Raw genomic sequence first — 20766 nt, forward strand, 5'->3', positions numbered from 1 at the left:
ACAAAGTATAATTTTACATTTCAAATGTTATTTTCTAATTTAAATCCTTTTAAAACCACGACCAACTCCTTATTTTAACCAATAAACAATTAACAATGAGTAAGCAGATTGTTGATTTCATTCAAACACTCAATAAATCCGAAAAAAGATACATTCATTTGTATCTAAAAACATTTTCAGGTAAAGACACTATTAATCTGCAAGACTTTTTAGAAATCGAAAAAAGCACTGCCAGAAAAAAATACATCCCTAAAATAAAAGGCAACACAACTCGCTTATACTATAAATTGCTCGATATTTTAGCGGAATACCATCGTGAAAATTTAAACAACTACAACATTGATTACATTAACTTGAATCGCGCTAAATTGCTTTTTCATAAGGGAAATTCAGAAGAAGCCGAAAAACTCATTGGAAAAATACTGGAAAACCCTTCCGACACCAATCATCTCATTAAAGTAGAGGCTATCGAATTGCGATTGATGAACGCGGTTAATCATGGCGATGTAAACTATCTTGCGCAACAATTCGAATCCGATAAAGCACAACTTAAAGTTTTATCAGATGAGTACACCAACCTTATTAACTACGAATTACTTTGGGCGGCGTCTAAATACGAAAACTCTTCTTCCTATTTTTTTGAGAATCGGAATAATTACACCGATAAACAATATTCTGATTTTCTTACAAACGAGGAACAAGCAATTAGCCCGATGGCGAAAATACTCTACAACAAAATCAAAGGTTATGAATCCATAAAAAAACGTAATGTAGATGAAGCCGTAAAATACTCGAAACGAGCCATTGATATTTTTGATGAAAACAAAGAACTCATTAAAACAAATACCATTGAGTTTCTAAAATCCATTCGGAATTATTGTATAGCATTAAATCATAAAAACCAAATTAAGGAGGCCGAATCTTTACTTGATGTATGGCAACTTAAATTATCTTCCTCTATTCTCAATAAAAACATTGCAACGAAAATCGAAAGCTTTACTTTGTTTTCACTTATACGCATGGATTTAATTATTAACGCAAGGCTTTTACGTCATCGCATCGCGCAAGTAGAAGATGCAGAAAAAAAATTCAACGAGATTCGTGAATACCTTCCAAAAGATCAATTTTTGGCTTCTGCTTATCAATTCGTTCTTTTTAATCTGAGTGGTGATTATCCAAGAAAGGCTATTCGCTATATCAATCTCGTTTTAAAAAACTCCGACAGTACACGGAAAGATATTTATCAATTAACCATGATGGCCGAACTAGTTGTGCACTTTCGCTTGGGTAATGTCGAGTTACTTGAATCTAAGTTAAACACGTTTAAAAAATATCTTCAAAAGGAAGAACTTGTTTTTGGCTTTGCGCATCAGATACCTGTTTACTTTAGTAAATTAATACGCGAACCGGAAGAAAATAAACACTACAAAAATCTCATATCGGAAATTGAAAACAATTTGCTCAAAGAAAAAAAGGAATTCTATTTACACTTCAATCCTTTACTCTATTTAAAGAATTAAAAAAGCCCCGTGAAATCACGGGGCTTTTTAAAACTTAGTTCAATTAGAATTACTCCTTAATCAACTTTCCAACTTTTACGGCTCCGTTTACATTATAAATCTTGTAAACATAAATGCCGCTTTCCAGCTCACTTAATGATAAAGTTGTTCTGTTTTCATTCAATGATTTTATCATTATTCTTTTTCCAACAGCATCATAAACTTCAAGCTTCATTCCTTCTGTTACGTTGCTTACAATGATTGTTACATCACCTTGGGTTGGATTTGGAAATAAATTAATTCCATTGCTGTTAACTAATGTATTCTCTATTCCGGTACATGCCGATACAACCTGATTAATTGTTGTAGTAGCATCACAACCTGTGTTTGATCCGGTAACTGTATACACAGTTGTAGCAGTTGGTGTTACTACAACAGATGAACCTGCACCAACGCCTGTCCAAGAATATGTTGTAGCTCCGGTTACAGTTAAGGTTGCTGTATTACCTAAACATAACACAGTATCACTTGTACTTACAGTTAACGACGGAACCGGACTCACCGTGATGGTTACAGGCGTACGCGGACCAATTCCGCAACCGGTAGAGTCGGCTACATAATAAGTAGTATTTGCTGTTAATGTAGGTGTTGTGTAAACTGTTGATGTTGATACTACAGTTCCTCCTGTAGGAACATTATACCAGTACGGAGTTCCACTAACCGCACCCGAACTGATGGTGGCCGTAGTTCCTGTACAGATTCCTGTCGCCACTGGTGAAGAAGGAGCGGATGGCGTTGTACAGATATTAATGTTATCCAAATGGAAATCGTAATCCTCAATATCATTCACCGGTCCATCCGTTGCATAAAACGCTACAATGATATCTTGTCCCGCATAAGCACCTAAAGACACTGTGAAGTTGGTGAAAGTAGTAGTTAAACTATTAGTAACGCTAAGCGTGTAAATTGGAGCATAAGTAACACCGCAATCAGTTGACACCATTACACGAACCATATCATCACTTCCCATTGTAGCAGCTACAGTTGTACTATTCCAATCTGTTACCGCAGCATCAAAAGTAATTTGTGAAGAAGAGCCGGCAGTAATTTTCGGACCAACAATCCATTCGTTACGTGTTGTTGTGTATAAATTTATTCTTGCTGTAATGTTGCCTACACCATTCAATCCGGTTTGAGTTGTCCATAAGGATGTTGTACCACCCGGAGTTGGCGCACCTGCTGCCTCACCCCAATTTGGGAATACAGTATTTAAATTCGCGCCGGTAAATCCGGTAAAGTCTACCGACTGAGGAACTGAAACAGGAGCAACCTGAGTTCTGGTTACCTGCACCATGTTATCATTCGATGTATTACCATCACCCACTAAACCTGTTGATGCATCGAACGAATACGTTCCGGCTGTTGTCATATTTAAAGTCCCAACCGTAAAGTTAGCAGTCGCACTTGGTGCAATTGTACCTGTATACGTTGCATTAATTGTTTGACTAACCGCACCTGATACAATTACTGTAACAGGAATATTACTGATTGCATTAGATCCGTAGTTATTTAATGTTACCGCTACATTTTCAGACGCACCATAACAACCGATAGTACCCGGTGTAACTAGAGCACTCACGCCTGCGTCATTTGCCACAGGGTTGTAGATATTAATATTATCTAAATGAAAATCATAAGACTCAATGTCATTCACAGGCCCATCAGTTGCAAGGAAACCTACTATAATATCCTGACCCGCATAAGCACTTAAAGAAACAACAAAATTCGTAAATGTTGATGTTAAACTATTAGTAGCGCTAACGGTAAATATTGGGGCGTAAGTTGTGCCACAATCTGTTGACACCATTACACGAACCATATCATCACTTCCCATTGCACTATAAGTTGTTAATGCTCCTACACCTGTTATAGCTGCATCAAAAGTAATTTGAGAAGCTGATGTTGCTGTAAACTTCGGTCCTAAAATCCAGTCTTCTTTGGAAACAGCAAGTAAATTAATTCTTGCAGTAATATTTCCTACCCCGTTTAATCCGGTTTGAGAAGTCCATGTTGAAGTTGTACCACCTGGTACAACCGAACCTGTAGCCTCACTCCATAACGGGAATGGTGTAGCTAAATTAGCGCCTGTATAACCTGTAAAACTTACAGCCTGAGGTAATGAAGATACAGCGATTACTGTACGAGTAGTTTGAGCCATTGCATCATTCATAGTATTTCCATCACCTGCCAATGACGTAAAACCATTAAAAGAATATGTTCCGGCTGTAGTCATATTTAAGGTTCCAACGTTAACAGTAGCACTTGCACCGGCAGCTAAAGGACCAGTAAAGGTTGTATTTAATGTTTGACTAACTGCTCCTGAAACAACAACTGTTACAGGAATATTTGACTGTGCATTAGTACCATTATTCATGATGGTGGCAATTACATTTTCATTGGCACCATAACAACCTGTTGTTAACGGACTAACTAAATTTTGCATTCCTACATCGGTAGGAAGTGGAATATAACTGTAAACAATTCGAATATTTGGACGAGTAGATTGAGTAGTTAAGTTAGATGTTCCGGTTAAACTTGTAGATGCAGAAGTTCCTAATACCCGTCCTGTAACTGCTCCCCCATTCCAACCAAATCCACCTGTAGTTGGATTACCGGTTAGTGCTGAAATATCCCAATCTGTAAGTATTTCCAAAGCACCGCCGGTATATACAAATGGGGAACTGAGGTTAAAACTTAAAAACCCTGTAGTTGCAGGTATATTTTGAGATGTTGTAGCATAAGCAGTTGAAGCTCCTGTTGACAACACACCCCATGAGGTAGTACCTGTATAAGATGTTAGAGCAGAGTTTTTCATTAAGATATTAAATACAACCGCAGCCGAATTAGAGGCTGTAGCACCTGTTGTACTCTTATCCCACTCAACAGCTGTAATTGTTGCATTAGGCGGTAAGCCTGCCAAGCCTAACTCAGTTGCATCATATAAAAAGGCCGCACGGCTAAAGTCAAAAGTGCTTGATGTACTTGAGCGGTAAATTGGATGCCAATTTAGGCCCAAGGATGTGTTCACTCCTGTTCCGATTGATAGAGTTGCTGTTACCTGAGCTTGACTGCTCAAATACAGAAATATCAACAAGAAAAATGAAAAGTTAAAAGTAGATTTTCTCATATTTTATTAGTTATTAAAATGGACAACAAAATTAGGTCATTATTGTTTAGCTACCTCTAACTTTTTCAGTACTGTTAATAATTAAATGTTAAATCATCCTAATTAAAATAAAAAACCACCCCGTTTGCGGGATGGTTCTTTACTCATATTAGAATGGGATTAGATTATTTTAATTTAAATGCCTTTTTAACTTTTGGCACATAATCCAATTTTTCCCAAGTAAACAACTCCACCTTTTTTGTGATTGTTTTTCCACCCGGTACTCTGAATGTTTTATTTACTACCTCGTTCTTACGACCCATATGTCCGTAAGCAGCAGTTTCGCTATACATTGGTGTACGTAATTTCAAACGTTGTTCGATAAAATACGGACGCATATCAAATACCTGCTCAACAATCTTAGCAATTTCACCGTCACTCATTTTTACTTTCGCAGTTCCGTATGTATTTACATAAATACCACAAGGTTTAGCAACACCGATAGCGTAAGAAACTTGTACTAACACCTCATCGCATACACCTGCAGCTACTAAGTTTTTCGCGATATGACGCGTTGCATAGGCTGCAGAACGGTCTACTTTAGAAGGATCTTTTCCGGAGAAAGCTCCACCACCGTGAGCACCTTTTCCACCGTAAGTATCTACGATAATTTTACGACCGGTTAATCCTGTATCACCATGCGGACCACCAATTACGAAGTTACCGGTTGGGTTGATATGATACGTGATTTTATCGTTGAATAATTTATGTAAAGATGTTTTTAAACCTTTTAATACACGTGGAATTAAAATAGTTTTTACATCCTTCGTGATTTGCTCCTGCATCTTCGTTTGATTACCGTTTGTAAAATCATCGTGTTGTGTTGAAATTACAATTGTATCAATACGTACCGGTTGGTTGTTATCGTTATACTCGATAGTTACCTGTGATTTTGCATCCGGACGTAAATATTTCATTTGCTTACCTTCCTTACGGATAGCAGCTAACTCTAATAATAATCGGTGAGCTAAATCCAAAGGTAACGGCATGTAATTATCTGTTTCGTTAGTTGCATAACCAAACATCATACCTTGATCACCTGCACCTTGCTCTTCTTTCTTTTTCTTATCCACACCCTGATTGATATCAGAAGATTGTTCGTGAATAGCAGAAAGGATACCGCAAGATTTTGCTTCAAACATATATTCCGCTTTGGTGTAACCGATTTTTGCGATTACATCACGCGCGATGTCCTGAACATCCAAATAAGCTTTTGATTTTACTTCGCCTGCTAATACAACCTGTCCGGTTGTAACTAAAGTTTCGCAAGCCACTTTACTTTGCGGATCGATAGCTAAAAAGTTATCAATTAACGCGTCTGATATTTGATCGGCCACTTTATCCGGATGACCTTCAGAAACTGATTCGGAGGTGAATAGATATCCCATAATTTGTTTTTAGAATTGAGGTGCTAATATACTATTTAAGGTTTGAAATCAAAAAGGGTTTTTTTAAGAAAATTTAAGCCTTCAAGTCCTATACGGCGAATCCTTTAGTTTTCGCTTTTTTTGCCTACAAGAAGGTTATTGATGACAGACAATAACACATAAAACAAAATCACAAAAGGAATTCCCATGTATTGAAATACCGACAATAACACAAGCGCCAAAATCAGAAACACGAAACGGACTTCATTTCCTTTCCATCCGAAATTTTTAAATTTTAATGCGATGAGTTGAATTGGGGCTACTAATAAGATACTACAAACAATAGTTGTAATTATTAAAAAAGATGTACTATTAAACAAACTTACTATATAATAATAAAAGCTATAAGAGGCCTCTATTGAAGGAGCAATAGATGTTCTAAAATGTATTGGATATAAACTTACTATTAAAGCAACGGAACAAATCAAAATGGCATTAGCAGGTGTAGGAACTCCAATGAAAGAATCACTCTGACGGGTATCGTTATTAAATTTCGCTAAGCGCAATGCAGAAAAAACCGGAATCAAAAACGCAATATAAGACCATGGATTATTTATATATTGATTCTCCAAAAACGCACCAAAATCTCCATGACTCTCAATGGACAAATCCCATAGATTGCTCATGCGAATCATTTGAAACATTACCACACCCGGCACCACTCCAAATGTAACCATGTCCGCGAGGCTATCTAAATCTTTTCCAATCGCCGAACTTACTTTTAATAAACGCGCAGCAAATCCATCGAAAAAATCAAGCACGGCTGCTATACCAACTAAATAAGCTGCCCATACTAAATTACCATTAAAAGCTTGTACAATGGCTAAACAACCGCACACCAAATTACCGCAGGTGATTGCATTGGGAATATGTTGTTTGATTTTCAAAACTGATGTAAAGATACTATTTATCAAATACGTTTCCCTATTAAACCTTGGCTTTTACTATATTTAAACCATGTTTAAAACAAACAAAAACCATGTTATACTATTAAGTTCTGTAACGCTGGTGTTTCTTTTTGTTTGCGCGCGTGCCGTGAATCTGGATTTTACGCATGATGAAGCCTATTCATTTTTAAACATCAAACAATTTTGGTACGCGCAATTCTTATGTAACGCCAATTCGCATTGGCTCAACTCTGCGGCCATGAAAATCGCGTCTTTATTCGGTTTGGAAAGTGCGTGGGGATTACGTTGGTTCAGTATTGTGTGTGCCGGTGGACTATTAACCTTAGCATATGGGTTTATCAGAAAACTCGAAGACTACAGACTGCAATTTTTAGCCTTTACGGTTTTATGTTTAAATCCCTTTGTACTCGACTATTTTGTTTTGGCGCGCGGTTATGTTTCAGGAATGTTCTTCGAGTGCCTGGCATTTTATTTTTTTCTAAAACACAAAAAAGAGAGTTCCAATAAAAACGCATTTATTGCTTTAACTTCAGCAGGACTCGCCGCCATTGCCAATTTCAATTTCTTTTATTTTTTGAGTGCTTTTTCCTTAGTGTTTTTTTATGAGAATTACTTTCAGAAAGGACTCGCTTTCTTTAAAAACAAAAATTTCTATTGGCATCTTTTTATTGCAATGGGCTTTGCTCTTCTGGTTTTACGCGCGCTGTTATTTATCAAACGCTGTTCGAATGATTTATTACTAGGCACAAGCAATTTATTTGAAGGCGTTTTTGCCTCGGCCATCGACAGTTTGTTTTATTTAAATCTGGGAGAGAAGAATTCGCTTTTAATTATTCCTGCCGTCATGATGTTAGTTTGGCTGATTTTTTCGGTGGGAATCGGATTGTTTTTTAGAAAGAAACACCAAAACCAAATCTATTTTTACGCTTCCCTTATTTTGGTTTTATTTTTAGGTCTGCAAATCATTAATCATGTTTTTGCAGGCGTGATGTATCCTTATTACCGTTCAGCGCTTTCTTTATTTCCACTTCTTTGTATCAATCTGATTTGTTTTTGTAATTATGTATCACAACGCAACAAACCGCTTAATTATATTTTCCTTTTAATTGGTATCTTGTTAGCGTCGAACTTTATTAAAAACATACAGTTTACACATACGTTTGATTTTTATCATCAGAGCGAATCCAAACAATGTTTTGATCTAGTAAAAAAATTAGGAGCAAAGAATGTAGGAATGTGTCATGAACATTTTGGCGTTTTCATTAATTACTATCAGCCCAGCGATGATTATAAATATCCGTTCAAAGGATCGCAATTAAACACCTACGATGAAAGTAAAGAATGGATAGAAAAAGATTTATTGGATGATATGGATTATTTGATTTTGTATCCGCCTTACAATTTATCTTACTATAAAAAACGAGCTATTAAATTTACCGCCATAAAAATGTATCCGATAACTAAAACAGTTGTATTAAAAGTAAATTGATTGCTGCTAACCCCTCTGTCATAACCCCTCTGTCACTACGTGACATCTCCTCCCGATGTAAAATCGGGACAAGCTCTTAGCAGGGGAGAATTCAGTCGTGGTACTATTGAGTTTTTTAGAAACGGACAGCCTCTCCCCCTGCTAAGGGGGAGTCCGCGCAGCGGGAAGGGGTTTAATCTCAAACTGTTTTAAATATATAAAACCCCTCTGTCACTACGTGACATCTCCTCCCGATGTAAAATCGGGACAAGCTCTTAGCAGGGGAGAATTCAGTCGTGGTACTATTGAGTTTTTTAGAAACGGACAGCCTCTCCCCCTGCTAAGGCCTGTCCCGTCCCGATAGCTATCGGGATAATCGATGGAGGGGAGTCCGCGCAGCGGGAGGGGGTTAAACTTTATATCAAAAAGATGTCTCGACTCCGCTCGACATGACAATCCATCTTAAACTTCCTTTGCTTATAAGAAATTACTTGAAAATAAAAAAGCTGCTCCAAACAAAGAGCAGCTTTAAACACAAATAAACTAAAACACCAACGGTGTTAACTAGAACAATTACTTTAACAGTTCGCGGGAAATTACCAGTTTTTGAATTTCACTGGTTCCTTCACCGATAGTACACAACTTACTGTCGCGGTAATATTTTTCGGCCGGGAAATCTTTTGTAAATCCGTAACCGCCGAAAATTTGTACGGCTTCTGTACTATTTCTCACGCATACTTCCGAAGCGTAATATTTTGCAATAGCGCCTTCTTTCGTCATTTTCTGACCTTTATTTTTTAAGTCGGCCGCTTTAAACGTTAACAATTCTGCAGCCTCACACTCAGTTGCCATATCCGCTAATTTAAAGCTGATGGCCTGGAATGTAGCAATGGCTTTTCCGAATTGGTGACGTTCCTTACTGTATTTCAAAGCACACTCATAGGCACCACGTGCAATACCACAGCTTAATGCAGCAATACTGATACGTCCGCCATCCAATACTTTCATCGCTTGAATAAATCCTTCACCCTCTTTACCTAACATTTGATCTTTGTGAACGCGGCAATCTTCGAAAATTAATTCAGCTGTTTCGCTGGCACGCATACCCAATTTATTTTCTTTCTTACCTGATTTAAAACCGGGTGTACCTTTCTCAATGATAAACGCGCTCATACCGTGGCTGTCGCCTTTTTCGCCGGTACGAACAATCACCACCGCTACATTTCCGGTGATAGCATGTGTGATAAAGTTTTTGCTGCCATTAATCACATAATAATCGCCATCCTTGCGGGCAACGGTGTTCATCCCTCCGGCATCAGAACCGGTACCGGTTTCAGTTAAACCCCAGGCACCAATCCATTCGGCAGTGGCTAATTTTGGTAAATACTTTTTCTTTTGCTCCTCATTACCGAAAGCTAAAATATGACCGGTACATAAAGAATTATGAGCTGCCATCGATAAAGCGATAGAGCCGCAAATTTTTCCCAATTCAATAATAGCAGTTACGTATTCGGTATACGATAAACCTGAACCGCCATATTCAGTTGGAACTAAAACGCCCATAAGGCCCAGTTCACCTAGTTTTTTAAATACATCAACAGGAAAAGTTTGTGCTTCATCCCACTCCATCATTTGCGGATAGATATGTTCTTTTCCGAATTTACGAATCATATCAGCAATCATTTGCTGATTTTCGTTGGGCATAAAGCTCATGCCAACTTGTTGTTCTAATACTGTACCAGACATGTTATATTATTTGAATGTGATTTTAATTTTTCTTTTCCTTTTAAAAATTCGAGTTCAACAATGAATGAAAAACCGGAAACTTTAGCGCCGGCCATTTTTACCAATTCGGCAGCGGCCGCAGCGGTTCCACCGGTTGCTAAAAGATCATCATGAATTAAAACATTTGCGTTTTTTTTCAAAGCATCTTCGTGCATTTCTATCACCGACGAACCGTATTCCAAATCGTATTTGTAACTAATCGTTTTATAAGGCAATTTTCCCGCTTTACGAACTAAAACAAATGGAACATCTAATTTGTTCGCCATTAAAAAACCAAACAAAAAACCGCGACTTTCAATACCTATGATAGCGTCCGGTTTCAAAGGCGTTTGCGCAATCATTTCTTCCACCATGCGTGTACATAATTTTTGATTCTCGAAAAGCGGTGTAATGTCTTTAAACAAAATGCCCGGTTTAGGAAAATCAGGAATGCTCCGAATGGTTTGATTTATTTCTTCACGCAAATTCATGCTTTACAAAACTATTAAATAAATTTCGAATAATTCTGTTTAGGCATCGTAATTAAATTAATTTTATATTATTGTATTTCAATTATTTAAACAATTTTTAGTGATTTTGGGTACTGTAATAGTCGTTAAAAATAAAATGCTCAATTATAGTGGTCATTTTTTTGTTCAATTCGCTAATTATCACTATTATTGCTACTTGTTAGCGAAATAATGCTGATAATTTTTTTAACGATTATGAAAAATTTAAAAACACTTTTAATTGTTGCCATCATTGGTTTAAGCTTAAACTCTAACGCGCAGTTTTCACGTTGGTGGTATCAGTTTTCTGCGAAAATGCGTCAAACTCCTTGGGTAGTTGGTGGAGGTTGGAATGTAGTTGATGACGATGGTCGTCCTTTTAAAAGTTTATTTGATGTAAATAAATCTTGGAATATTCCTCCATATCCTAGTCGTTTGTTCTGTCAAAAAGTACTTGATAAGGAAAAAGGATGGGGTGTTGAATTGGGTGTTGCTTATAACAGATATGCGGGCGGAAATCGAATTAATAATAATGAGTTAGCAAGCGCAGGACAAATGTACATTGGTGTTGATGCTGCGGCGATTTATGATTTCAATAAATTATACGATTTAAATGCTTTAATGTTTGGTGAACAAGAAATTTTTCAACCATACGCTCATATGGGATTAGGTTACACTTACCGCGCACACGGTCCTTATTTCCATACTGCTTCTCTTAACTTAGGTTTAGGATTTAATGTGTGGGTTTATGAAGGCTGGGGAATTCAAGTTCAAAGCGTTTCAAAAATCGCATTGGCAGGTCCGTTTATTAAAACCGGAGCAAACTACATGCAACACTCTATTGGTGTAGCATACAAATTCCAACCCGCTCCTATTTCATTAGGTAAACGTTACAAATTCAAAAAGCACGAAATTAAAAAGGCACTTTAATACTAAAATGTATGATGAAAAGCCCCGAGTGTAAACCTCGGGGCTTTTTTGTTTGTACTCGCACTTTTTTAACTCACCCCCGGACTCACTTTGTTCGTCCACCCCCTCTCTACTTGGGTAGAGAGGGGGGGAATTCAGTCGTGGTACTATTAAGCTTCTTTAAAAGCGGACAGCCTCTCATCCTGCTAAGGGGGAGGGTCCGAAGTGCGAGAGGGCTATATACATAATATTAAAGATGTCTCGCTTGCCCCTCGACAAGCTCGGGGACCAACCTCGACATGCTCGGGGATCGTGTAGCGGAAGGGACTTTAACTTTATATAAAACTACACTGTCATAAACCCCTCTGTCCCCAGCCTGCTCCGCAACGGCTGGTAAATGCGTAACATCTCCTCCCGATATAAAATCGGGACAAGCTCTTAGCAGGGGCGAATTCAGTCGTGGTACTATGAGGCTTCTATAGCAACGGACAACCTCTCCCCCTGCTAAGGGGGAGTCCGCGTAGCGGGAGGGGGTTTAACTTTAAATTACTTTATATAAAACTACTCCGTGCTCTCTAATCCTCAAAAACTCTGTGTTGAAAAAATGTCTCGACTCCGCCCTACTTCACTGCGCTACGGAGGATAAACTCTAAATGACAGGTGTTCAAAAAACTACCCCGTGCTCTCTAATCCTCAAAACTCTGTGTTGAAATAAATGTCTCGACTCCGCTCGACATGACATTCCATAAAAAACCATGAAAAATCAGTTCTCTAAACTTTTTTAGAAAAAGAAATTTTCTATTTTTACTCTCTTTTTTGAAAATTGAATTTACAAAAGAAAATATTCAACTTTTTAAATTCACTTCTGCTTTGCTTCGTTCTCTTTCTGTTCTCTTCTAACATCAAAGCACAAGTGTATCCTGTGCAGCTTAGCACTCAACTCATCCCGCCTTACAGCGGCTACCTTCCCGATTACGCCGACCCTTCCTCCGAAAAATTAAAAATCATTTTACAATTCAATGATTTTCTCACACCTCAATATAACGTCAAATTAAAACTGGAAATAAAAGGAAATGGTTTTAGCATCGTCACCAAACAACTTTTTAATCCGCCTCCTATTGTCTTGCAACCGGGCATTCCCACCATCATCAGTGGTGTTGATCTGGCGCCTTATCTTAATTCTGCTAATCTCGATTTCATTGGCATTAATCAAGCGCAATACGAAAACAGAATGGCACTTCCGGAAGGATTTTATTCCATTTGTGTTACTGCTTATGATTATTATAATCCGGGAAAAATTCAAGTGAGTAATCAAAGCTGCAGCAATGCCTGGTTCACGCTTAGCAATCCACCTTTTTTAAATCTTCCGCTCTGCTCAAAAAACATTACGCCGCAAGTTCCGCAAAACATCGTGTTTCAATGGACACCCGTAAACATCGGTTCTCCTAATAGTGCCACGAGCACAGAGTACGATTTTGAATTATGGGAAGTGCGTCCCGATTCTTCTGTTAATCCCAATCAAATTGTTTTAAGTACTGCTCCTATTTTCAGTACAACTACCAATCTTCCTCTTCTTAATTATGGAATTGCTGAACCGCCACTTAATTTATACATGAAATATGTGTGGCGTGTACGCGCACGTGATTTAAGCGGAAGAGATTGGTTTAAGAATAACGGTTACAGTCAGATTTGCACCTTCGTATACGGAAATTTAAGTTCTGTATTGGGGAACGCGCTCAGCTTAACACTCAACGCGAATGGCATCACACATCGCATGGGACATTGTACCTGGAATACGCAAAGCATTTACACCAATTATAAACTACAAGTTAGAAAACAAGGCACACAAAATTGGTTTGACTACAATACCTCCGGCAATTTTGAAAAAGTAAATAATCTGGAACCTAACACCGATTATGAAGCACGCGTGCGCGGAGAAGGCAGCGCCTTAACCGGTGACTGGAGTAATGTGGCTACTTTCCGCACATTGAGCGAGCCGGTGTATGGTTGTGGCGATCAAACTTTTGCGCCGGACGTATTTCAGGCCCAACCTTTACCTGTGAGTAAAGCAATTCCCGGTTTAATCATACAAAGCGGACAATTTGAAGTGAAGGCTTCCCAAATTACACCTAACGGTCCGCAGGGCTGGTACAGTGGAAAAGGAACAGCCGAAGTGTATGGATTTCCAATAGCTGTCAAATTCAATAATATTTACATTGATGATAACAACCGACATCAACAAGGTATCATTGAAGCTTTAACCGAAGGCATTACTGCATGGACGCAGCAATGGGATCAGAATTTTGCAGAAGAAAACGCATCATACATTCCCGGGAAAATCGACAGCATTTGGGTGAGCGGTAATCAGATTTGTGTAAAAATACAAGGCGATGATTCTTGTTTTACCATGCCGCCCAACCAAAACATCGTGGTGGTGCGTGACGGAGAAGGCAATCAATATAACGTACAGACCACCCCTCCACCGCCAAAAATTACCGGTCCGTTTAATTATATCACGTATGGAAACGATAACATCGATGCCAAAGACAGTTGCATTGTGCACTTCGAGCAGAGCAACAATCAGCAATTCGGTTTCGATAAAAAACAATACGCGGCCTGGCTCAATAATTATGAAACTATTAAATTAAACAATGGCAAAACTTATTTTGTTCCTTATAAGAGTGTTGGTGAAAATGCCAGTGATAAAGTAAAGGCAGAGATAAAAATCATTCCCTTTGACGCGAATAAATTAAGTTTCAAAACGCGCGGCGGACAAACCTGTGTGCATACCTCAGCAGGAGCGAACAGTTTTGAAGTAACGGTGCCGGCCGATGCAGGTTGTGTGTACGCGTATTATGATTCTAGAAAAATCGGTAAGCTCAATGTCGTCACTTTAAAACAACAAAACCGAAAACTAGTATTAGTTCCGGTTAACAATGCCGCTTTAAGTGTAAGCAATGTACAAAATGAGCTGAATAAATTATTTGGGCAAGCCAATGTGAATTGGTCGGTAACCACTAAGAGCAATTTCAATTTTAATTTAGGAAATGACGGATTAGAAGCGGCCGATGCTAATTTATTAAGCAAGTACAGCACGGAGATGCGTGCTTTACGCGATGCTTACAAAAGCTACGACAGCTTATACGATAAAGAAGCTTATTATATTTTTGTAGTAAATAATTTCAACGACCCTGCCGTAAAAGGCTACATGGTGCGCGGACGTGGATTAGGATTTGTAGCGGCGAATGCTTCTGTTAAACACCTCGCGCACGAATTAGCACACGGCGCATTTGGATTAGAGCACAGCTTCCCTGCCATTGCCAAAAACACCAGCAACAATTTAATGGATTACAAAGAGCAAGGTGTGGAATTGAGCGCGATGCAGTGGGAGGAGATGCATAGCTCGCAGATGGTGTTTAATTGGTTTGATACGGAGGAGGATGCGGCTTTATCCGAGGCTGATTTTGCAAAATGGTTACAAAATATTATTGGACTTAATTGCTATAATACTTACAAAAATTATAATGGCATCATTCCCGAATGCACTTGGAACAACAATGTTTTGAATGCCATGCCGGATGGTGGTTACGGTTGTGCATTTGCATGTGGAATATTGGATGGAGTATTTCTAACTATAAAGGATGCGGTTAATTTAGTAGATCTAATTAATTGTTGGACACCCCTTGGCTACAATTCGACTACTTCCGGTTGTGCATTAACTAGAGAAAAAACAATAGAGACTATAAAACTTGTAAGAGAAATTTGTGGCAGTTCTGAAGGCTATAAAAAAATTTATAATGAATTGGTGAAATCTTTAGGTGGCTGGGCTAACACTACTTTTTGTAGTGATAGAACCTGTGCCTACAATCAAGGCAAATTAGTGTTTGACATTGTTTCTTTGTTTTATGGTGTAGGAGAAGTAAAAGCAGCGCTATCTACCGGGATGGCCGGAGCAAAAATCGCAAAAATCATTGCAGAGGTTGACAAAACAGCTGTAGTCGTTTCGAAAGCTTTTAGTCAAGTTGGTAAGAGTATAGTAAAAACAGCTGCCGGACTTCAATTATGTTTGAAATTAAATGGTAATCCAAACTTTGTTTTAGCTACCATTGATATAACAAAGAAAGCTATCAAATTTAATAATGCTGAATTACCAAGTTCTGTGCAAGGAACCATAATTGGAAAACTTGATAATGTAAATTATGTCGAAGATGTAACTGGCGCAGTTAAAAAAGGAGATATAGAGATTGTTCAATATGACGCCGGAAATAACACTGTTGTTGCAGGGTATAGGAAAGCATCATCTTCGCTTTCTTGGATTGATGAATTAGTGCCTCAATTACCAACCGGTGCAAAACCAAAAATAACCGAATGGATTAACAAAGGTTTAATTGATTCGAAATTGAAAACTGCCTTCTTTAATTCAAATAACAAGACAGAACTTTACAATAAACTTGCGAGCGCAAAAAGCATAAATCATCAACGTTCTATAATTAGTGACTTCGAAAATATACCGGGCGTTACTCCTGGTAACTTCATTTCTAATTCTGTTGATAACATCACCACTACAATTTACAAGAATCATTTCGGCAAACAATTCAACCTTACTTCTGCACAATCCAAAACATTTGTAAAAAATGCCGTTTTGAATCAAAGAAATGAAATAGAAGTGTTAGAAAATTTAAACAATGGGATTTCATTAATAAAAATAAAACCAGGAACCAAATTATATAGAGTATTCGACGGCTATAAAACATGGGATGATATAACAATGTCTGGTAATACTTTACCTAACGGATCGTTTTGGACATTTGAAAAACCAACTCAAATCACCGATATTATTGAAGGGACAGCAGTAATGCCGGAATGGAATGGAATGAGTAAGATTATAGAAATTGAGGTGCCTTCTTCAGGATTAATTGGTTGGTATGGCAAAGCGGCTAAGCAACCAGCATCTAGTAATACTTCAAGTTTCTTTTTAAAAGGAAATTCCGAACAAATAATAATTAATTTTTCACAAAATCAACAACAAGTATCTAATATCGTAACAAGTATTAAATTAGCTCCATGGACAAACTAAGAATAAAAGATTTATTTCGAAATAAGATTGATTTTTATTTAAACGAATTTTCAAATAGAATTACCAAATTACCGAATTGGAAAATCAATCAAACACTTCCATCATCACTGCATGACTCTACACTTAATGAAAAACAAGAATATCTAATTGAACGATTTAAGAAAGAAAATACGCTTTTAATAAAGTTACAAACTGACCTTGACCTAATAAATTCAAACGAACATTTTAATTCTTTAGATCAACTTAAATCAATTAATATAGATCCAAGGGAATTTGAAGGAATGGGATTTAGCGAAAGTCAAATAGAAGAATTTAACAATTTTATTGAGAAAGTACAAAGTGCATTTAATCAATCTTGAATTCTTTTAAATTTTAACCAAATAGCCCGCAAATAAATTAATTTATTGTGACAATTTTTCAACTAATTAAAACATATAAGTCTGAAAACAATTCACACAAGTATCAACTAATTCCTGATGCAGCAAATCTATTCCTAAATGATTTCCAATACGGAGTAAATACTAAAGAAGAACTCGAATTAGGCATTTTGCTATTGAACGAGTTAATTAAACTTAGCTACACAGGCAGCCTACGTGAATACGAAAACAACTTCGATTTACAAAATGAAATTCTCAGCAAAAAAATACGTGTGTTTAAAAAATGTATTCCAGAAAGTCACGCTAAACTAAGAGGCTACACTGAAATGCTTATTGGGATGAAAGAAAATGAATTAGGATGAAACTTTTAATTAATAAGGACTACAATTACAGTTTGTTTCATTTTAATAACAAATTATATCTGACCGTTATCTGCGGAAGTGTTGCCCTTTATGAAGTGACTATTGAATTAAATAAAGAAGAAAAAGAAAATTACCTAAAAAAAGAAGAAACTTATATAGACAAACTAGCTTTAGAAATACAATCAAATTCCAAAAGATTCGCCGGGAGATTTATTGAAAATTTTCAAAGATGATGAAGGAACTGGTATTAAAGAATATTGACAGTTTAATAATTTTAATTAAAGGACATTGTGGTAACTATCCCGCTCACTTATACAATTGCGACTTCTTAGTAAATGAATTCCTGAAATTAAAAAGTGCTCTTATCAACAATTCAGAAGACTTAAAAAATTTAATTGAATGGAGTGTGTGGTTCGCACCAAGAATAATATATGATGGAATCAACAATAAAGAAGCTCTAAGAAAACTTGAGGAGTTAAATGAACTTCTGAAACAATATGTTTGATAATAAAAATTTTTTAAGTTTTAATACTGCTAAAAAAGTTGTCGAATCTTATTTAAACCAACATTTAAATAATTTTGTGATCAATGAGGCTGAAAATTACGGCATGAGTTTTTCAATCATTTTTTCTTACAATAATAAAATTGTATCACTATTAAGCGATAGAGGTGATTTAACTTACAAGCTAATTATTAATAACATTGAAATTAACCTAGTAGGTTTTGAACCTTTACTAGTAAACATAGAATGGTTTAGTGAAAAAAATATTCTTTTTTTATTAAACACTATTAAAAGATATCTTGAAACTCTTTCGAATTAATATCATATCAAGAGAGCATTGATTCTATTATTTTGCGTTAACATTATAAATACTACCCCTCTGTCCTGCGGACATCTCCCCTTATAAAGGGGAGAACTAACAGCACGTTTTTTAATAAGCTGCATTTTACACCCTAGCATTAGTATTCTAATCTCTTCGCATAAATTAATTTCTTAGATAAGTTCATCCTTCTCCCCCTTGCTAAGGGGGAGTGCCCGAAGGGCGTGGGGGTCCTGACACATTACACAGCTCATGCCGGGAGGGGTATGTTACACCCCAGTCATGGAGTCTTGATACACCAGGACATGGGGTCCTGACACATTACACAGCTCACACCGTAAGTTGGATCACCCCCCTTATCAGAAAAACCGTATCCACTTTTTTCACTTTCTGCTTTTACTACAATTTATAGCAATCAATCTCTCATCTATCACTTTAATTTTGTCCGTATGTCTACTCAACTCTATAACAAAAAAGAAATAGAAGGCTTTCGGAAAAATTTACGAAACAAATCTACTCCCGCTGAATCGGTTTTGTGGCGCTCTCTTAAAAACAGACAACTGGAAAGAAAAAAATTCAGACGACAATACAGCGTTGGAAATTACATTCTGGATTTTTATTGCTTAGAAGAAAAATTAGCCATTGAACTCGACGGTGCACATCACTTTACGGAAGAAGGAATTAAACACGACCAAACACGTGAGGAGTATTTAAAGAGTATAGGTATTCGCATAATTAGATTTGAAAATTCCGCTGTTTTTAAATTCCATGAATCCGTATTAAATGAAATCAAAAATAATTTCAGAATAAATAAAAAATAATATTTTTACACCTCATTTAAGTTTAAGTTTAATTTATTAAAAAACAACTATATGAAACAACTATTAACATCCTGCTTTGTATTAAGTTTTATTTCACTCAGTTCACAAAATATTAAAACAAAAATGTGGACCATGCAATACGAATATCTTCCAACAGTACTGCCTGATTCCAAATACAACACCTATAAAATATTTCCCGAATCGCATGCAACCGATGGTGTTCCGTTAGACGGAAAATACATGTATGTTGCCGAACAATATATAGGTGGATTAAAAAATATAACAAAACCTGAAGTTAAAGGCGGAATATTAATCGGCGGAATGGTAGTTGGTGGTAAAGAAGTAAAAACTACTCCGGGAGAGGAAACCCAAGATCTAACTATTAATGTATCTTTTGGTAATATTGAAATTGTAGACAAAGTAGATTACAATTCTGCAACTACAAATCCACAGACTAATGCCACGGAAAATTTATTCGCTTCTAAAATCAGATTCAAATTTGAATATTCAATTAAAGTAACCGACCAAAAACAAAACAAAGTCATATTCGACACTATAATCAATGAACCAAAATTAACTGTATATCCTCAAGATTTTAAATATAATGCATATGGCGATAAAGCCGGCGCACGCGGATTTGCCAGCAAACCGGAATTAGATTTAGACTATAATCAAAACTCAAAAAACCTTTATGCTTTAGCCAAAAAAACTTTGGTTAAGAATTGCATGGATCAAATGGCAATGATTGTCACATCAAGATATGGTTATAAGTCGGCACCACTATCCATACATTACTATTGGGTGAAATCGAAAAATAAAATTTTTGATGCTTGCGACACAACCGTTGATCTTATGCGTGCTATAGTTGACACCATGGAGACAAATATAAAATACAATCGCCATCTTAATTGGCATTGTACCAGTGCCAAATCCAATGCACTTAAACTTATTCGTATTTGGGAAGCAATGCTTAATGACAGTAAATATCACACTGAATTTAAAGACGAAAAAGATTTAAATGAATTTAAAGCCAAAATGAGAAGGAATTTGGTTCTGGCTTATTTATTTAATGATGATTTTGAAAAAGCCATGAATTACTACAGCATCATCGAGAAAGAAACTAAGTATTTTACCGGAAATAATTATGCTACGGATGAACCAATGAAAATTTTAAAAAAATTAGTTGAAAGAGAAGCCTTGAATTACAATAAACACAAAGTCTTTTTTGGTTTTCAATAAACTCAAAGAATAAAAGTATTTCTTTTGAGTAACTTAAGGTGACACCTTTTTCACAAACCCTTCTGTCACTCCTCTGTCACTGCGTGACATCTCCCCTTAGTACCTTAATTACGCATGTCTTTAACCAAAGACATCTAATATTTAGTCGCATGTCTTTCAGACATTATTCAGATACCTTTTCGTGCCTCAAAGGTATACGCATGTCTTTAACCCTTTAATCTAATATTTAGACGCATGTCTTTTAACCTAATTCCAGATATTTATAAATATGAATCAAAATGCCTTAATAAAAGAATCAAAAGAAAAGCTAGAAATTCTTAAAAGTAATAACGATTTTGTAGGAATCTGTAAGGAGGTGG

Annotated in this window: 16 protein-coding genes; 11 read left to right on the forward strand and 5 right to left on the reverse strand. The window is 36.7% G+C overall.

The window, feature by feature from the left end; translation table 11 throughout:
- The first annotated feature begins 95 nt into the window (after nucleotides 1–95).
- Entirely contained in the window at nucleotides 96–1520 is a 1425-nt protein-coding gene (locus J0L69_12805) for a hypothetical protein (GenBank protein MBN8694067.1), read from the forward strand.
- A gap of 49 nt (nucleotides 1521–1569) precedes the next feature.
- Here J0L69_12805 and J0L69_12810 read toward each other — a convergent pair whose 3' ends face one another.
- From J0L69_12810 to J0L69_12820, 3 genes are all read right to left on the reverse strand, one after another.
- Nucleotides 1570–4686: a T9SS type A sorting domain-containing protein gene (locus J0L69_12810; protein ID MBN8694068.1), complete on the reverse strand. Its 3117-nt coding sequence runs from the start codon at nucleotides 4684–4686 to the stop codon at nucleotides 1570–1572.
- 164 nt (nucleotides 4687–4850) lie between these two features.
- Nucleotides 4851–6113 (reverse strand): methionine adenosyltransferase, encoded by a 1263-nt coding sequence (locus J0L69_12815; GenBank protein ID MBN8694069.1) that lies wholly within the window; start codon nucleotides 6111–6113, stop codon nucleotides 4851–4853.
- A gap of 104 nt (nucleotides 6114–6217) precedes the next feature.
- Nucleotides 6218–7039, reverse strand: a complete 822-nt coding sequence (locus tag J0L69_12820; GenBank protein MBN8694070.1) for a CDP-alcohol phosphatidyltransferase family protein — start codon at nucleotides 7037–7039, stop codon at nucleotides 6218–6220.
- A 70-nt stretch (nucleotides 7040–7109) separates the two neighbouring features.
- Here J0L69_12820 and J0L69_12825 point away from each other — a divergent pair, with 70 nt between their 5' ends.
- Nucleotides 7110–8549, forward strand: coding sequence for a glycosyltransferase family 39 protein (locus tag J0L69_12825; protein MBN8694071.1), 1440 nt, complete (start codon nucleotides 7110–7112; stop codon nucleotides 8547–8549).
- 552 nt (nucleotides 8550–9101) lie between these two features.
- Here J0L69_12825 and J0L69_12830 read toward each other — a convergent pair.
- Together J0L69_12830 and J0L69_12835 are read right to left on the reverse strand one after the other, a co-directional pair.
- Nucleotides 9102–10241 (reverse strand): acyl-CoA dehydrogenase family protein, encoded by a 1140-nt coding sequence (locus J0L69_12830; protein MBN8694072.1) that lies wholly within the window; start codon nucleotides 10239–10241, stop codon nucleotides 9102–9104.
- A 14-nt stretch (nucleotides 10242–10255) separates the two neighbouring features.
- A complete protein-coding gene (locus J0L69_12835; protein MBN8694073.1) occupies nucleotides 10256–10783 on the reverse strand; it encodes an adenine phosphoribosyltransferase in 528 nt (175 codons plus the stop codon).
- A gap of 234 nt (nucleotides 10784–11017) precedes the next feature.
- Here J0L69_12835 and J0L69_12840 point away from each other — a divergent pair, with 234 nt between their 5' ends.
- The 9 genes from J0L69_12840 (at nucleotide 11018) to J0L69_12880 (ending at nucleotide 20407) form a co-directional block, all read left to right on the forward strand.
- Nucleotides 11018–11731, forward strand: coding sequence for a hypothetical protein (locus J0L69_12840; protein MBN8694074.1), 714 nt, complete (start codon nucleotides 11018–11020; stop codon nucleotides 11729–11731).
- Between the two features lie 802 nt (nucleotides 11732–12533).
- On the forward strand, nucleotides 12534–16787 hold the full coding sequence (locus J0L69_12845) for a fibronectin type III domain-containing protein (protein ID MBN8694075.1): 4254 nt from the start codon (nucleotides 12534–12536) through the stop codon (nucleotides 16785–16787).
- The gene (locus tag J0L69_12850; protein MBN8694076.1) at nucleotides 16775–17146 is read left to right on the forward strand and encodes a hypothetical protein; all 372 of its coding nucleotides are present in this window, start codon (nucleotides 16775–16777) and stop codon (nucleotides 17144–17146) included. Before J0L69_12845 ends, J0L69_12850 begins: the two co-directional genes overlap by 13 nt.
- Before the next feature lie 47 nt (nucleotides 17147–17193).
- On the forward strand, nucleotides 17194–17526 hold the full coding sequence (locus J0L69_12855; protein MBN8694077.1) for a hypothetical protein: 333 nt from the start codon (nucleotides 17194–17196) through the stop codon (nucleotides 17524–17526).
- Complete coding sequence (locus J0L69_12860; protein ID MBN8694078.1) at nucleotides 17523–17759, forward strand: hypothetical protein; 237 nt, start codon at nucleotides 17523–17525, stop codon at nucleotides 17757–17759. The genes J0L69_12855 and J0L69_12860 overlap by 4 nt, the downstream gene beginning before the upstream one ends.
- Complete coding sequence (locus J0L69_12865; protein MBN8694079.1) at nucleotides 17756–18031, forward strand: hypothetical protein; 276 nt, start codon at nucleotides 17756–17758, stop codon at nucleotides 18029–18031. The genes J0L69_12860 and J0L69_12865 overlap by 4 nt, the downstream gene beginning before the upstream one ends.
- Nucleotides 18024–18347 (forward strand): hypothetical protein, encoded by a 324-nt coding sequence (locus tag J0L69_12870; protein MBN8694080.1) that lies wholly within the window; start codon nucleotides 18024–18026, stop codon nucleotides 18345–18347. Before J0L69_12865 ends, J0L69_12870 begins: the two co-directional genes overlap by 8 nt.
- A 449-nt stretch (nucleotides 18348–18796) precedes the next feature.
- Nucleotides 18797–19168 carry an endonuclease domain-containing protein gene (locus J0L69_12875; GenBank protein ID MBN8694081.1) on the forward strand — a complete coding sequence of 124 codons (372 nt, stop codon included), beginning with the start codon at nucleotides 18797–18799 and terminating at the stop codon, nucleotides 19166–19168.
- Nucleotides 19169–19219: 51 nt separating this feature from the next.
- On the forward strand, nucleotides 19220–20407 hold the full coding sequence (locus tag J0L69_12880; protein MBN8694082.1) for a hypothetical protein: 1188 nt from the start codon (nucleotides 19220–19222) through the stop codon (nucleotides 20405–20407).
- Nucleotides 20408–20766 lie beyond the last annotated feature (359 nt).

Source organism: Bacteroidota bacterium, from assembly GCA_017303905.1.
GTDB lineage: Bacteria > Bacteroidota > Bacteroidia > B-17B0 > Aurantibacillaceae > JAHEYG01.

Coding starts and splice junctions, on each gene's coding strand:
- J0L69_12805 (MBN8694067.1), top strand. CDS start 96: ATGAGTAAGCAGATTGTTGATTTCATTCAAACACTCAATAAATCCGAA.
- J0L69_12810 (MBN8694068.1), bottom strand. CDS start 4,686: ATGAGAAAATCTACTTTTAACTTTTCATTTTTCTTGTTGATATTTCTG.
- J0L69_12815 (MBN8694069.1), bottom strand. CDS start 6,113: ATGGGATATCTATTCACCTCCGAATCAGTTTCTGAAGGTCATCCGGAT.
- J0L69_12825 (MBN8694071.1), top strand. CDS start 7,110: ATGTTTAAAACAAACAAAAACCATGTTATACTATTAAGTTCTGTAACG.
- J0L69_12830 (MBN8694072.1), bottom strand. CDS start 10,241: ATGAGCTTTATGCCCAACGAAAATCAGCAAATGATTGCTGATATGATT.
- J0L69_12835 (MBN8694073.1), bottom strand. CDS start 10,783: ATGAATTTGCGTGAAGAAATAAATCAAACCATTCGGAGCATTCCTGAT.
- J0L69_12840 (MBN8694074.1), top strand. CDS start 11,018: ATGAAAAATTTAAAAACACTTTTAATTGTTGCCATCATTGGTTTAAGC.
- J0L69_12850 (MBN8694076.1), top strand. CDS start 16,775: ATGGACAAACTAAGAATAAAAGATTTATTTCGAAATAAGATTGATTTT.
- J0L69_12860 (MBN8694078.1), top strand. CDS start 17,523: ATGAAACTTTTAATTAATAAGGACTACAATTACAGTTTGTTTCATTTT.
- J0L69_12865 (MBN8694079.1), top strand. CDS start 17,756: ATGATGAAGGAACTGGTATTAAAGAATATTGACAGTTTAATAATTTTA.
- J0L69_12870 (MBN8694080.1), top strand. CDS start 18,024: ATGTTTGATAATAAAAATTTTTTAAGTTTTAATACTGCTAAAAAAGTT.
- J0L69_12875 (MBN8694081.1), top strand. CDS start 18,797: ATGTCTACTCAACTCTATAACAAAAAAGAAATAGAAGGCTTTCGGAAA.
- J0L69_12880 (MBN8694082.1), top strand. CDS start 19,220: ATGAAACAACTATTAACATCCTGCTTTGTATTAAGTTTTATTTCACTC.